Here is a 15,099-nt window from a genome sequence, read left to right as displayed (position 1 = left end):
CTCTTTCAACTTGGTCAACAACATCCAATTTAAAAGCGAATGAATAGTCACGTTGGGTTCGTCTAGCTGTTGATTTCATAACACTCTCCAATTTTCTGATTGGGTTGTGTCAACCTTATTTAGGACGGGTCAATCAGATAGTAAAAAGCCACTTCCGATGAAGTGGCTTTTTTATTGACCTTTTTAGGTGTGTGATTAATTGGCATGTTGCTGAGTCAGTTCATTGGGATAGAGAAACAACGTGCGCTGTTTTAGAAATTCAAACCAATGTAATCCATCGTTTTGCAGTAACATATTAATAATCCTGTCATCCTCTATAAACACATGGCCCATGTCCCACTCTTGATACATACGTGTCGTAATTGGCTGCTCAAGTAACGTTAAGACGTTATGGTGACGAGGATCGGAGCAAATTACTTTATAGAGTTCATCAACAATTTTATCATCCCCCTCAAAATACTGAATAAATCCTGCAGAGTGCGAGATAAGGAAGCCGGTTATACCTAATTTTTCGTTGTTCTCAATCGCATGGCCTAGTAGCGTGCTGATGTCTATGTTTCCAAGTGTCGCGTCGCTGCTGTATAAAACGCATTTCATCTCGTTCTCCTCTTGTTTTTATACATTAAAGAGTCTGCAGTTTTGATAGTTTTAAACAGATCTAGGTCTTTGTTGTGTGCCCAGCCAACACTGTATTGAATTTCGTCATTTAGTTGAGCGTCAATACGTGCAATTAGCTGTGTCGGCTCGATATAATTGTTCAGCAAAATAATCACAAACTCATCGCCCCCATAACGAAACACCAAGTCGTTGACCCGTACACTCGCAAGTAGAACTTTGGAAAATGCTTTGAGTGTAAGATTACCTGCTTCATGTCCTTGAGTGTCGTTTAGCTTTTTTAAGTTATCTAAATCAAAGAAAAATAGCAGGAAGTTTTGTTTGGAGAGTCGCCCTGCGAGCGATTTTAAGTAATCGTAACAAAAAGCACCTGTCAGGTTATCTTTGATACTGAAATCTTTCATTATTGAGGTATTGAAATCAATCAACTCAATATAACGTAAACCGATTTTTTGATAAGTTTGCTTATCTAGATCCAAGTTAAAAGCAAAGCGCGCAGTGTGGTGAAGAATATCGATTTTCTTGTCGATAGTCCGGTTGGTGATATGACTTTGATCGACCAGCTTATTAGGCGTGCTTGAATTACTGAGCAGATAGCAAAGAACATCAAACGCATAACAGATGTCGTTTAAATCCAAATCTTCGACGTGTTGTGCCAAATAAACTCGAATTCGTGCGCATTGCCTGACAACGTCAATGTCCATGGTGCCACCGAATTTGCTATAAGTATCAACCACAAAAACCTCAGCCAACTATATGTTTATTAAATAATGTGCACCTAAGTGATTATAGGCGAAATAATAATAAATAAATTACTGAGAGTATTAATATCATTCATTGGTTTGAATTGATGAGATGAGAAGCGGGTTTGAAGCTTATTTTCAGTGAGATAAGCTGAGTAAATGAGTTACTCAGCTCACGTTTTTCTTTGTTAATAACACCTGTTGATCAGCTAAAGATGGTTCTCAACCACAGCCCCCAAGGCGTCGTGATGCCGGCGGTGAGATACTTGATCTCGCCATCTTTAATCACCGCAATGGTTGGCGTAACGCTAATGCCCCAAGCTTGACTCACAGGCTGCTCAACATCATTGATTACCGTAAATTGGTGTTGCTTCGCATCTAGGTATGACTGGATTCGCTCATCGTCGCCGGACGAAAGCGCTACTGTCACCACTTGATGATCGTTGGCAAACCAATCCACAGTTGGGCTCACCCACTTACACGCGCCGCACCAAGTCGCCCAGAAATAGACAATCACTGGCTCGCCCTGTTTACTAAGTGCATTCACATCAACTGGGTTGCCATTAATATCCATCACTTGAATCTCAGGCGCTTTACCTTTGGGGGCAGAACTACTGTGATAAAAGTCCATCGCATAAGAGGCAACGGCGATGATCACTAAGGCAAAGCTGAGCTCTTTAAGCCAGTATTTCCAACCGGATTTCTTCTTAGGTTTACTCATGGTTGGCTCGCTCTTTTAATTGCATCCATCACTTGGCTCTCTGATAGGATCACCGGTAAAGGGATTCCTTGAGGCGCATTAGGACCATAAACAATATTGAATGGCACGCCATATCGTCCATGACTTTGCAGGTATTCGGTCACGCTAGGGTTTGGTGTTGTCCAATCACCCAGCATTAACGTCATATTAGGCTGTTGCAGTGCGGTATAAACCGGGTCTTGTAGCACTACGCCAATCTTGTTGGCTTTACAGGTAATACACCAGTCCGCAGTCACTTCGACGAATACGGTTTTGCTTTGCCGAGTCAGTGATTCAATTTTGTCTGCTTGCAGTTTTTGCCAAGGCAAGTCGTCGACAACTGGCGTCGCCCAGTTTCCAGCAGTTAGGCTGCCAACTACTAAGCCGCCACCGGCGAAAAGGGTCAATGACGCGATCAATGGAATCAGCAGTTTTCGACCGTGAACACGACCCAGCCAGATCACAGTGATGACCACGATAATGCTACCAATCATCAGCACCGCAAACTTACCAAAAAATGGCATAAGCAGACTGACTAACCAAATCGACGTGGCGAGCATCATAAAGCCAAATAACAGTTTGATGCGGTTCATCCAAAGCCCAGGCTTTGGCATCAATCTCATTAAGCTTGGAGCGAGAGCAAATAGCAGCCAAGGCAAGCTCATTCCGACGCCGAGTGCGATAAAGATAATCCATAGCTCTAAGTAACTTGCGCCGAGCGCATAAGCGACCGCTGTACCTAAGAATGGCGCACTACAAGGCGTCGCGAGTAGAGTGGCGAACATACCCTGAATAAAGTGACCAATATGGCTGCTATCACCTCGGCTTGCCATCCAAGTGTTCAAGCTTGAAGGCAATTTAAACTCAAATAGACCGAGTAAGTTAAGCGCGAATAATAGGGTGACAACCAACATCAATAGCAGAAATTCAACACTCTGGAATTGAATGCCCCAGCCGATGCTTTCACCGCCAAGTTTTAGCAAACTCAGTGCGCCAGCAATCAGCGCAAAAGAGCTGATGATGCCAAGTGCAGAGGCAATAAAAGAGGTGCGAATATGGCTTGTCGACGCTTGCTGTTGCAGCGCAATGCTATTGAGCTTAAGACCTAGAACTGGCAACACACAAGGCATGATATTGAGCAGCAAGCCACCGAGTAGCGCAAAGCCGAGCATAGTGACTAAGCCGGTTTGGCTATATTGAATCGGTAAAGTGCCGACACTGACTTGACGCTCAGTGGCGAAGGTGTGATCTGAAATCGTGACCGCGACAGCTTTACCCGTTAAATCAACATGCCCCTTCCAGTTCGTCACATCAAATACTGCGGTAAGTTGGTGGCTGTCGAGCCCCTTATCATTGTCGATAATGAGCTTTGGTTTAGCGAAAAAATCTGTTTCAACTTGCGTGCCATCAACCAGGACTTGCGGTGTTTGCCACGGACGGTGGTTATTGAGCTGCACGATAAACTGCTGTTGCTCTGCGTTCCAATAGGTGGCCGTTACGCTAACATCAGCGTTGGCTTTCGGGCTCTGGCTCATTCCCTGATTGAACAAAAACATCGCGTCAGGATCGAGTGTCAGCACCGCAGGATCAACGCTAAGATCGATAGGATAATCGGTGATCACACAGATATCGGTACAGGAAGGTAGCCGCAGATTGCCTTTAAGTCTGGCTGCTTGATTGGCATTGTCGAGCGTTAGAGTAAGTGGAAAGCTGACTTGATGCTTGTAGCCTAAGGTCATGATCCCCAGCTGTTCAAAATAGTGGGGGATTGGCCAATGCCACTCAACGGCTGCAATATTAGAGGAATCTGACCAGTTTAATTCAGGGGCGATACCGGCTTCACCTGGGCTACGCCAATAGGTTTTCCATTCACCTTCAAGGCGCACATCTAATACGGCTTGCACTTGTTTTAACTGAGGCTGCTGCTCTCCGGTTAAAAGCAAACGTAATTTGACCGGAGGATGTTTGGCATCCGTTATCCAGCCAGTTGTTTGCGCATGGGCCAACGATGATGAGAGCGCGCTAAACAGTAGCGCGATAGAGAGAGTAAGCATCGCTAAGCTTGAGCGGTTTAGCGAGTATTTAATTGTATTCAGCAATGGCAACACCTGCTGCTCCATTAATTCAGTTGATTTTGGTTCATTTACCCACGATGTGGGCGTGATAGAAATACGTTCAATAAGTCGACGCGACGATGGGCGCTGACTTAGTGATAAACCAAGATCATTCGCGAAAAACACACTGAGTGAGATGCAATCGCCGTTTGGGCACCAGAGAAACTTTACTTAATCTTACCGAGTGATGCACCAGCACATGGTTAGCCAAAAGTGCGATCAGACATAACACCAAAAACGGTGCTAACCAGTCAGTCTTTGACTGTATCTGTGGCAGTGTTGGCGAAATCAGATTGCATGAATCTTCACTGCTCGAAGGCGTGTCGATTTGCGCAGTAAAATGAGAGAAGTAAAGTTGCTGAAGATGGTTGTTATTTAATGCACTAGATTGCGAACTCCACTGTGACGAGAGCAATTGAGTGGAAGCGGTCAGGGTTTTGTTTAGACAAGCGATCACAACTAAGGCGACCAATAGAGTTGCCCAGATTGCGTGAAAACGTTGTCGAGAAGGTTGACCGTGCATCGCGTGTTTAAAGCCTCTGATGATTAAGAGCCAAGCGTAGTGAAGATAGTAGGCGGATTCAAGCTGAGATTTGTAAACAAAAAGCCAACTGTGGCTGATTGGCTTACTTCTGCTCAGCTTATTGATTGTCCTATTCGCGCTATTTTATAGTGTGATTTCTTTCCATTCGCCAGGTTGTAGATCGCCCAGCACAATATCACCCATCGAATAACGAATTAAGCGCAGAGTAGGGAAGCCAATGTTGGCGGTCATACGGCGAACTTGACGATTGCGTCCTTCAATAATCGTAATCGCGAGCCAAGTGGTGGGAATATTAGCGCGAAAACGTACCGGTGGATTGCGTTCCCATACTTGCGGTTCGGCCATCACTTCCACTTTCGCGGGTAGGGTCATACCATCTTTGAGCTCAACCCCTTCGCGTAGCTTGTCGAGATCGGCTTCCGTTGGCGCACCATCCACTTGCACCCAGTAAGTCTTAGGTGACTTTGATTGCGGCTGCGTCAGTTTAGCTTGCAAGATGCCGTCATTAGTAAGCACCAGTAAGCCTTCGCTGTCTCGATCGAGACGACCTGCGGCGTAGACATCTTTCACTGGGATGAAATCTGCCAGCGTTTTGCGACCGTCACCGTCAGTAAATTGCGTCAAGGTGTCAAAAGGCTTGTTAAAGATAAGCACCTTGCGATCTTCTGGTCGAATACGCGGTTTATTCGAGGGCGTTTTTTTACGCTGAGAAGACGAGTGTGTCTTCGCTTTACCGAACTTATCTGATTGTTTGAAACGCTTTGTCGTACGTTGAGTGGAATTTTTTGAAGACGGACGACTTGAACGTGTCTGCATGTTAACTACCCTGCAATTTTGTAAATAAAATGTATTGTTCGGTTTAACGGAAATGCGTTTTAAGCTATTATTTGCGCGCCAAAATCTGGATTGGCACACACATTGTTGAACACGATAATAGACTATTATCCAGCTTTTGTTTAATTATAACAATTGTACCCAAGTAGCCGCGAGATGTATGGTACTTGGAGATAGATCTCATGGATTTAGCCATTTGTGGCTGAAATAAATAAAAGAGACAGACAAATCGCGACAAGTGAGGGGATGAAGCATTAGCTTGTAAGCGACCACAAACCCAGAGCCATTCATCCGACAGGCTTTGGTTGAACAATAGGGAAATTTCATGCCTACCGAAAAACCGACAATTATCTATACCATTACTGATGAAGCACCAGCACTAGCGACTTACTCTCTATTGCCAATTATTCAATCTTTCACTGCTTCTTCAGGTATTGACGTTGATACTCGTGACATCTCTCTTGCTGGGCGAATTATTGCTAACTTCCCAGAGCATTTAACGGCAGAACAACGTATCGGTGACGCACTTGCGGAGCTAGGTGAGCTAGCAAAAACACCTGAAGCGAACATCATCAAACTGCCAAACATCTCAGCTTCAGTGCCTCAGCTTCATGCAGCAATCAAAGAACTTCAAGCTAAAGGCTACAACCTACCAAACTACCCTGAAGAGCCAGGCACTTACGAAGAAGAAGCGATTAAAGCGACTTACGATAAAATTAAGGGTAGTGCAGTAAACCCAGTACTACGTGAAGGTAACTCAGACCGTCGTGCGCCTCTTTCAGTGAAGAACTATGCGAAGAAAAACCCACACTCAATGGGCGCATGGTCAAAAGACTCTCTGTCACATGTGGCGAGCATGACAGAGAAAGACTTCTTCGGCAGTGAAAAATCGACCACCATTGATGGCGCAACGGAAGTAAAAATCGAGTTCGTTGCACAAGACGGTGCAGTGAAACAACTTAAAGCGCCATTCGCGCTACAAGACAAAGAGATCATTGATAGTTCAGTAATGAACAAGAAAGCATTGGTTGCCTTCTTTGAAGAGCAAATCGAAGCGGCGAAATCTCAAGATGTGTTGCTATCACTGCATATGAAAGCAACCATGATGAAAGTGTCTGACCCTGTGATCTTCGGTCATGCAGTTAAGGTTTACTACAAAGACGTATTCGCTAAATACGGTCAGCTATTTGCTGAGCTTGGCGTTGATGTTAACAACGGTATTGGTGATGTGTACGCTAAGATTGCGAACTTACCAGAAGCGCAAAAAGCGGAAATCGAAGCGGCACTGCAAGCGGTTTACGAGACGCAGCCTCCACTAGCAATGGTTGATTCAGATCGCGGCATCACTAACCTACACGTACCAAGTGATATCATCGTTGATGCATCTATGCCTGCAATGCTGCGTGCTTCAGGCCAGATGTGGGGCCCAGATGGCAAGCAAAAAGATACCAAAGCACTGATCCCAGATCGCAGCTACGCGGGTATCTACCAAGCGGTTATCGATTTCTGTAAAGAGAACGGTGCATTCGATCCAACCACCATGGGCAGCGTGCCAAACGTTGGCCTAATGGCGCAAAAAGCAGAAGAGTACGGCTCACACGATAAGACCTTCATCTTAGACGCGGCAGGTACAGTACGCGTGGTTGATGCCAACGACAACGTATTGCTTGAGCAGGCGGTTGAAGAAGGTGACATCTTCCGTATGTGTCAGGTAAAAGACGCACCAATCCAAGATTGGGTCAAACTTGCGGTGACTCGTTCACGTGCAACGGGCGTTCCTGCGGTATTCTGGTTAGATGAAGCGCGTGCGCATGACGCAGAACTCATCAAGAAAGTAAATGCTTACCTACCAGAGCATGATATTGATGGCCTTGAAATCAAGATCTTGGCACCGGTAGAAGCATGTCAGTACTCACTAGTACGCATCAAAGAAGGCCTAGATACGATCTCAGTAACGGGTAATGTACTACGTGATTACCTAACTGACCTATTCCCAATTCTGGAGCTAGGTACGTCAGCGAAAATGCTGTCAATTGTACCGCTAATGAATGGTGGTGGCCTATTTGAAACAGGTGCTGGTGGTTCTGCGCCTAAGCACGTTCAACAAGTAGAGAAAGAAAACCACTTACGTTGGGACTCGCTCGGTGAGTTCTTGGCGCTAGCGGCTTCTCTGGAGCATCTAAGTGTTGTGACTGGCAATGCAAAAGCGCAAGTACTGGCGGATGCACTCGACAAAGCAACGGGTGAATTCCTTGACAACAACAAGTCGCCTTCACGTAAGGTAGGCGAGCTTGATAACCGTGGCAGCCACTACTACCTAGCCACTTACTGGGCACAAGCACTTGCAGCACAAACAGCGGACGCTGAACTAGCGGCACAGTTTGCACCAATTGCTAAAGCACTAAGTGAAAGCGAAGAAAAGATCGTTGCTGAGCTGAACGATGCACAAGGTGTGAAAGGTGATTTAGGCGGTTACTACTCACTGGTGTTTGAAAAAGCAGCGCCATTGATGCGTCCAAGTGCGACACTGAACGCAATCATTGATGCATAATTATCTATATTGATAGCTCATCGTTGATATGAAGCAAAGGCTTGGGCAACCCCAAGCCTTTTTGCTATCTGGTCTTAATTAACGTGGGATCTATAGCCAAACAAAAACCCGCCTAAAAGCGGGTTTGTTTTCGAACTTTGTTCTACATCGGCAGCGTTTATTTTACTGGCATAGCTTCCAGCGGAGTTACTACACTAGCGTGGTATCCTTTAGGACCTTCTTCTACTTCAAACGTTACTTGTTGGCCTGCTTTCAGAGTACGATAACCGTCCATTTGGATAGTTGAATAATGTGCGAACACATCACTGTCCTCCCCCTCTGGACAGATAAAACCAAATCCTTTGGCATTGTTAAACCATTTTACAGTACCTGTAGCCATGCTATACATCCCTCATGCATTGTTGTTAGTTTCCTAATTGGCTGCACTCCTGTACGCCAATAGTTTGCACTCAAAGAGCTCCTGTGTGAGCAAATCTGCCAAGATTCATTACTTGTTTGGAGCAAATTGAATAATAGTGAATATCCATTCAAGCGCTGCCGAAATTTCAATCACTTATTTTCCAGAGTAGTCAATGAGAGAGCACAGTCAATAGTAAAAAGGTATTACATGCTAAATATTTGAATACAAACTTGCGCCACTTTTTACATTTTAATAACTTGTTTCACTGCTGTATCATAAAAAAGCACCAATAATGAGGGTCTTTTGTTGTTATTTTAATCACTTTGTCGAGATTAGACGTAAGAAAGAAATGTTTTATTTGCAGCGATACCATTGCTAGATTAGTCTCTAAGTATGGGCTTTTTTTAACTGCTTGTGCTTTTTGCTTTTATTAAGAGATCTATCCACCTTTTCCGTACAGCAAAGTGTTAAAATAACGGCGAAACTAGCTAAATAATACGTATCATGAGCAAGCATTTTGAATGGGTAACTCCGGATTCAGATCTTCTGGAGTTAGAGAAAACGAAAGTAAAGCCGCCGGCAATGTACAACGTTGTTCTAAACAACGACGATTACACGCCGATGGACTTTGTAATTGAAATCCTTGAGCGCTTTTTCTCTATGGACATAGATAAAGCGACGCAAGTAATGCTTAAGGTCCACTACGAAGGTAAAGCTGTCTGTGGCACCTTTACTGCAGAAGTGGCAGAAACGAAAGTAGCGCAAGTTACCATGTATTCAAGGGAAAATGAGCACCCACTGCTGTGCACAATGGAACAAGCGTAAAGCTTGGCCGAACAATTACAATTAAGTTGTTCTTTTAGGAGGTCCTTATGCTGAATAAAGAGTTAGAGTCGAGTCTCAATGGCGCGTTTGCACGTGCTCGAGATAAAAGACATGAGTTTATGACTGTCGAGCACCTCCTGCTAGCGTTATTAGAAAACGACGCAGCGCGAGATGCGCTGGCGGCTTGCCAAGCGGACATTGACGCACTGCGCAATGAGCTTGATGTTTTTATTGATCAAACCACGCCATTAATTCCTGAAAACGATGAAACGCGCGAGACTCAACCGACGTTGAGCTTCCAACGTGTGTTGCAACGTGCCGTCTTTCATGTTCAATCATCTGGTCGCAGTGAAGTGACCGGTGCCAACGTATTGGTCGCGATTTTTAGCGAACAAGAGTCTCACGCGGCTTATCTTCTTAAGAAGAACGATGTGAGTCGTCTTGATATTGTTAACTTCATCTCTCATGGCATAACTAAAGGTTCTGGATCAAATGATGAGCCTTCCTCAGATTCGTTTAGTAACGATACTACGCCTGAAGAAGCTAACGGTGAGGAGCGTTTAGAAAGCTTTGCGACCAACCTTAACCAAGTTGCGAAGAAAGGTCAGATTGACCCGCTGATTGGTCGTGATAAAGAACTTGAGCGTACGATTCAAGTGCTATGCCGCCGCCGCAAGAATAACCCGCTGCTGGTGGGTGAAGCTGGCGTAGGTAAAACGGCGATTGCTGAAGGTCTTGCTTGGCGCATCGTTGAAGGGCAAGTGCCTGAAATCATCAAAGACAGCGTGATCTACTCACTCGATATTGGTTCGCTGCTCGCGGGTACTAAGTACCGTGGTGATTTCGAAAAACGTTTCAAAACTATTTTGAAGCAGCTTGAGAAAGAAGAAGACGCAATTCTATTTATTGATGAAATTCACACCATCATCGGTGCAGGTGCAGCTTCTGGCGGCCAAGTGGATGCGGCAAACCTAATTAAACCACTACTTAGTAGCGGTAAGTTGCGCTGTATCGGTTCTACAACCTACCAAGAGTACAGCAACATCTTCGAGAAAGAGCGTGCATTATCACGTCGCTTCCAGAAGATTGATGTGGTTGAGCCATCCATTGATGACACCACTAAGATCCTGATGGGTCTAAAACCAAAATACGAAGCGCACCACGAAGTTCGTTATACCAACAAAGCATTGCGTGCTGCGGTAGAGTTATCAGCGAAGTACATCAACGAGCGTCATCTGCCAGATAAAGCTATCGACGTTATCGATGAAGCGGGTGCTCGTAGTCGTCTTGCTCCCGCAAGCCGTCGTAAGAAAACCGTTGGCGTTGCGGATATCGAAGCGATGGTCGCGAAGATGGCGCGTATTCCAGAGAAATCAGTCTCATCGTCTGATAAAGAAACACTGCAAACTCTTGATCAGAAAATGAAGATGTTGGTGTTTGGTCAAGATGGCGCAATTGATGTCCTGACTGAAGCGATCAAACTGACTCGCGCAGGTCTTGGTGCAGAGAATAAACCTGTTGGTTCGTTCCTATTCGCTGGTCCAACCGGTGTAGGTAAAACTGAAGTTACGGTGCAGCTATCGAAGCTGCTGGGTATCGAACTTCTGCGCTTTGATATGTCGGAGTACGGTGAACGTCACTCGGTGAGCCGTTTGATTGGTGCGCCTCCAGGTTACGTGGGTTACGATCAAGGTGGTTTGTTAACCGACGCCGTTATCAAACACCCGCATTCAGTGGTACTGCTGGATGAGATTGAAAAAGCGCACCCAGATATCTTCAACTTGCTACTGCAAGTGATGGATAACGGTACACTCACGGATAACAATGGCCGTAAAGCGGACTTCCGTAACGTGATTCTGGTTTTGACCACCAACGCAGGTGTACAAGAAACAGAGAAGCGCTCGATTGGTCTAGTACAACAAGATCATAGCCCGGATGCGATGGCGGAAATCAAGAAGGTATTTACCCCTGAGTTCCGTAACCGTCTTGATAACATCATGTGGTTTAACAGCCTTGACGAGCAAGTTATCGCTCAAGTGGTTGATAAGTTCATTGTTGAACTGCAAGCACAGCTGGATGCGCGTGGCGTATCGATGGAAGTTTCAGACGAAGCGCGTCAATGGTTGGCGGCTAGAGGTTACGATAAAGCGATGGGTGCACGTCCTATGGGCCGCGTGATACAAGAGCAGCTTAAGAAACCGCTGGCGAACGAACTATTGTTCGGCTCACTGGTTGATGGCGGCTCAGTGAAAGTGACCTTGAAGGGTGACGAGTTGGACTTCCAATTCGATAAAGAAGCAGAACCCGTTCATTAATCATCATCATGCCTAATAAAAAGCCAGAACATCTGTTCTGGCTTTTTGCATTTTGACACTCGTTTAAGAAACCGACTAGAGCTTGGCTTTAATCGCTTGGTAGGCGAACTCAACTTCTTCAGGGATTGTTTGTTCAATCTGAAAACCTTGCGCAGGGTAGTGCTTAATGCGTTCGAAGTCGCCCAGCATCGCCTCTAGTACAGTAAATAAATCAATGTCTTCACTGAAGTAATCGGTGAAAGACTGTTTGGCAGAACTCACCGCCACGTAGTCCACCTCATAAGGCCACTGCTTAACAAACGTTGCGTAGGCACGTCTTTCCATGTACGGTTTTTGCACTAAGATAACTCGGTCGATGGTTAGGCCAAGTTTGTCACACAACTGGGCACTGAACAGTACATTTTCGCCACTGTTTGTTGATTGGTTTTCAATCAGAATATCTTGCGCGGGCACACCCAAATCTCTCGCGATAGCAGCAAAGGTTTCGGCTTCACTTTGCTCAAAAACGCCATCGGTTAAACGACCAAACCCACCCGAAAACAGAATCTTGCTGGCTAAGCCCTGCTTATAGAGACTGACCGCATGTTCGGCTACACGTGGATCATTACTTCCCAGAACAAAGATACAGTCAGCAGGTTCGAGGGCGTGCTCAAGCTGCATATAGTTCCAAAGGGTATCGATGTGTTGATAGAGTTTCACATTCACCTCTTAGATAATTTCAAGCGTATGATGAAAATGGAATTTGTAGCCAAGCTCAACCAATTTGTCCGCACTAATGTGTTTGTCCGCATTGTGTACTATCGGCGGTAAGGTAAGCGATAGGTCACTGCGATCAATGGCCGCTTGGTAGAACTCAGCTTTGCTGGTGGTGTTGGGCGTGGTGGCATTGACCACCTGATTGTCGAGGTGTAGCGCTGCATAACTAACTGCGCCGATGGCATCAGTTAGGTGCAGCATATTGGCTGGCGCTTGATCGCTAACTTGTTTTAAATGAGTGACAAAACGGGCAGGATTACGCTCGGGCCCGACGAGACCGCTGCAACGTACAATCGCGTAGTCGATGCCACTATCAATTAGGCATTGTTCCGCGCGTAGCATCACCTTGGCATTGACTGAAAACTCATCACTATTATGTGCCAACGCAAAGCTTGCCATCTCTTCCGACATACTCTCAGCACGATTAGGATAAACGGTAGTCGAGCTGACCATCACGATTTTTTCGACCGCCAAGCACTTCGCGGCCAAGACTAATGTTTGCCAGTAAAGGGCATATTCATCACCGTTGCCGCGACGAAAGCCGGGAGGAAAGCAGCCAACTAAAATCTGAGGTTGAAAAGGGGCGAGGGCACTCACCACGTGAGAGTCTCCCTGACTGAGATCAACCATTATCGCCGGCACTTCATCGCAGTCGATGTGTTGTGCACCTTCTAAGCTGGTTTTGGTTACCACGATGGTATGACCAAGGTTAGCTAAAAACTTACTTAAGGGTAACCCTAACCAACCGCCACCGACGATTCCAATTCGTTTCATGTAGGACTCCTTTCTACTCGCTCGCATTACGCAATTCACGCAGTCTTTGACGAAAATAACTGTGTGCCGGACAACTGCCGACACTTTGATGCTGAATGACATCTATATTGGCGTGCCAGGTCAAATTTTCAAATTGAGACCGTAAACGTACCAACTTGTCTTGACTGATATCGCTGTCAGCAAGGTGCTTAGGCAACATACCCCAACCAAAGCCGCTAGCGACTAACTCTATAAGCATATAGTAATTATCGGCAAACCATACATCTGGGCTGTAAGCTTGCTGAAAGCTGCTCATCTCACTGGTTTTTGACCGTATCACGATTTGACGGTGCAGTCTCAACATATCCAGATGAGGTAGCGTCTCTTTAGCCAAAGGATGATCCTTGGCAACATAAACATCGAACTCAACCCCGCCTAACCCTTCAAAATCGACATTATCATTGAGTGTCGCTTCGCTAAACATAATCCCCATTGTTGCGCGTTGATCGATGACTAACTGACGTATATCGATACTTGAAGCGGCTAAACACTCGAAGCGCAAAGTCGGGAAACGCTGAGAAACATCTTTGAGCGCTTGAGACAACTGGGTGAGAGGGATGCCTTCATCAATCGCTAGCGTAATATCTTTGTGTGACGTTTGTTCGAGTTGATTGGCGCAGTGCAGTAAACGGCGATGCTGCACTAAAGACGCTTTGGCATAGGGAAGAAGTTTCTCGCCATCAGATGTGAGCACGGGATAGCGGCCAGAGCGATCAAACAGCTCAACGCCAAAATCGATTTCAAGATTAATGATGTGCTGGCTGATGGCTGATTGTACTTTGTTGAGGTGGCGAGCGGCAGCAGAAAAGGATCCTTGCTCCACAGTACCCACAAACGCTTCTAATTGGTCAATACTAAACATATCGTTTTCACTGATGGTATCTAACTTTTATCTATCATATTTCAAGATGATAATAGCTGCAAATCGAAACACATTGAGAGAAACATCATGCAAACTAAAGAGCGTATTTTCCATGCCATCACATTCGAAGCTGTTGCGCTAGCGATCATCATTCCGGCGACAGCATTGATCACGGGTAAAGCGACCGGTGATTTGGCAATTGTTGGTATTGGTTTAAGTTTGTTTACTGTCGTGTGGAACTACTTCTACAATATTTTGTTTGATCGTTGGTTTGGCAACGATCGAAGTAACCGATCTTTGAAGATGCGCATCGGTCATACATTTGGTTTTGAAGGCGGTTTGATCTTTTTAACCGTACCGACTATTGCTTGGTTCTTACAAATCAGTATTGGTGCAGCTTTATTGCTAGAGGCGGGGTTCTTAGTGTTCTTCTTCTTCTATGCGACGGGCTTTAATATGGCGTACGACCGAATCCAGCCATACAAATGGTTATTTGGCCACAAAGCCAAAGCGACCGCGGCCTAATTAACAAGCGCTATAAAGCAAAAGAGCACCATTCGGTGCTCTTTTCTTGTTTGGGGATTATTTCGCGCTGTTTAGGACACGTAAAATTTTGTCCGCGTGCTCTGCTACCTCGATGCCCTCGTCTGTTAGGTAGCCACCGTCTGGCAGTGTGCATAGACCTTTTTCATAAAGGCGAGCCACTGCTTGTTGCATTTCTTCTGATGCGTCGCTATGAACTTTAATGCCAGTAGCTGAGCTACTAAGATCGAATTGCAGTAGCAAATTTAATTCAGAAAGATGTTCTGGCAAGTATTTCATGGTTTGTTCCTTATAGTTAGTCATACCAAGTACTCGTCACTCTCGTTTGTGCAGGACGTTTAATTATCCTGTGACTTAAGCGAAGACGTTGAGCTGCTTGGCTTTGCTCAAAGTACTGCGATTAGGGCGATGAAACAACGTAATCTGATAAGAAGTGTTATCTCGC

14 protein-coding genes are annotated in these 15,099 nt (G+C 45.4%); 4 read left to right on the top strand and 10 right to left on the bottom strand.

Translation table 11 applies throughout. The annotated features are described in order from the left end of the window. Positions 1 to 195: 195 nt before the first annotated feature. The 5 genes from IRQ95_RS02680 to IRQ95_RS02660 form a co-directional block, all read right to left on the bottom strand. Positions 196 to 597: a BLUF domain-containing protein gene (locus IRQ95_RS02680; protein WP_194435443.1), complete on the bottom strand. Its 402-nt coding sequence runs from the start codon at positions 595 to 597 to the stop codon at positions 196 to 198. Then, on the bottom strand, positions 594 to 1,319 hold the full coding sequence (locus IRQ95_RS02675) for a GGDEF domain-containing protein (RefSeq protein WP_194435442.1): 726 nt from the start codon (positions 1,317 to 1,319) through the stop codon (positions 594 to 596). Before IRQ95_RS02675 ends, IRQ95_RS02680 begins: the two co-directional genes overlap by 4 nt. Positions 1,320 to 1,563: 244 nt before the next feature. After that, complete coding sequence (locus IRQ95_RS02670) at positions 1,564 to 2,079, bottom strand: protein disulfide oxidoreductase (RefSeq protein WP_194435441.1); 516 nt, start codon at positions 2,077 to 2,079, stop codon at positions 1,564 to 1,566. Beyond that, positions 2,076 to 4,151 (bottom strand): protein-disulfide reductase DsbD family protein, encoded by a 2,076-nt coding sequence (locus IRQ95_RS02665; protein WP_228481165.1) that lies wholly within the window; start codon positions 4,149 to 4,151, stop codon positions 2,076 to 2,078. The genes IRQ95_RS02670 and IRQ95_RS02665 overlap by 4 nt, the downstream gene beginning before the upstream one ends. Positions 4,152 to 4,878: 727 nt before the next feature. Beyond that, positions 4,879 to 5,571 carry a pseudouridine synthase gene (locus IRQ95_RS02660; RefSeq protein WP_194435440.1) on the bottom strand — a complete coding sequence of 231 codons (693 nt, stop codon included), beginning with the start codon at positions 5,569 to 5,571 and terminating at the stop codon, positions 4,879 to 4,881. 343 nt (positions 5,572 to 5,914) lie between these two features. Here IRQ95_RS02660 and IRQ95_RS02655 point away from each other — a divergent pair, with 343 nt between their 5' ends. Further along, on the top strand, positions 5,915 to 8,140 hold the full coding sequence (locus IRQ95_RS02655; protein ID WP_194435439.1) for an NADP-dependent isocitrate dehydrogenase: 2,226 nt from the start codon (positions 5,915 to 5,917) through the stop codon (positions 8,138 to 8,140). Between the two features lie 157 nt (positions 8,141 to 8,297). Here IRQ95_RS02655 and cspD read toward each other — a convergent pair whose 3' ends face one another. Next, the gene (gene cspD / locus IRQ95_RS02650) at positions 8,298 to 8,519 is read right to left on the bottom strand and encodes a cold shock domain-containing protein CspD (RefSeq protein ID WP_194435438.1); all 222 of its coding nucleotides are present in this window, start codon (positions 8,517 to 8,519) and stop codon (positions 8,298 to 8,300) included. A 525-nt stretch (positions 8,520 to 9,044) separates the two neighbouring features. Between cspD and clpS the strand changes: the two genes are divergently transcribed. Together clpS and clpA are read left to right on the top strand one after the other, a co-directional pair. Further along, the gene (gene clpS, locus IRQ95_RS02645) at positions 9,045 to 9,365 is read left to right on the top strand and encodes an ATP-dependent Clp protease adapter ClpS (RefSeq protein ID WP_075648012.1); all 321 of its coding nucleotides are present in this window, start codon (positions 9,045 to 9,047) and stop codon (positions 9,363 to 9,365) included. Between the two features lie 47 nt (positions 9,366 to 9,412). Further along, positions 9,413 to 11,680, top strand: a complete 2,268-nt coding sequence (gene clpA / locus IRQ95_RS02640) for an ATP-dependent Clp protease ATP-binding subunit ClpA (protein WP_194435437.1) — start codon at positions 9,413 to 9,415, stop codon at positions 11,678 to 11,680. Positions 11,681 to 11,755: 75 nt separating this feature from the next. Here the strand turns inward: clpA and IRQ95_RS02635 are convergent, their stop codons facing one another. From IRQ95_RS02635 to IRQ95_RS02625, 3 genes are read right to left on the bottom strand one after another with little or no spacing between them, the layout of a single operon-like run. Continuing rightward, a complete protein-coding gene (locus IRQ95_RS02635) occupies positions 11,756 to 12,340 on the bottom strand; it encodes a YdcF family protein (RefSeq protein ID WP_194435466.1) in 585 nt (194 codons plus the stop codon). Positions 12,341 to 12,388: 48 nt separating this feature from the next. Further along, entirely contained in the window at positions 12,389 to 13,210 is an 822-nt protein-coding gene (locus tag IRQ95_RS02630) for an NAD-dependent epimerase/dehydratase family protein (protein ID WP_194435436.1), read from the bottom strand. A gap of 13 nt (positions 13,211 to 13,223) precedes the next feature. Beyond that, positions 13,224 to 14,111, bottom strand: coding sequence for a LysR family transcriptional regulator (locus tag IRQ95_RS02625; protein WP_194435435.1), 888 nt, complete (start codon positions 14,109 to 14,111; stop codon positions 13,224 to 13,226). 87 nt (positions 14,112 to 14,198) lie between these two features. Between IRQ95_RS02625 and IRQ95_RS02620 the strand changes: the two genes are divergently transcribed. Next, a complete protein-coding gene (locus IRQ95_RS02620; RefSeq protein ID WP_194435434.1) occupies positions 14,199 to 14,636 on the top strand; it encodes a PACE efflux transporter in 438 nt (145 codons plus the stop codon). Positions 14,637 to 14,693: 57 nt separating this feature from the next. Here the strand turns inward: IRQ95_RS02620 and IRQ95_RS02615 are convergent, their stop codons facing one another. Further along, positions 14,694 to 14,933, bottom strand: coding sequence for a TIGR02647 family protein (locus IRQ95_RS02615; protein WP_194435465.1), 240 nt, complete (start codon positions 14,931 to 14,933; stop codon positions 14,694 to 14,696). Positions 14,934 to 15,099 lie beyond the last annotated feature (166 nt).

The sequence above is a fragment of the Vibrio fluminensis genome (genome assembly GCF_015278125.1).
Classification (GTDB): domain Bacteria; phylum Pseudomonadota; class Gammaproteobacteria; order Enterobacterales; family Vibrionaceae; genus Vibrio; species Vibrio fluminensis.
This window is presented reverse-complemented; position numbering and strand designations above follow the sequence as displayed.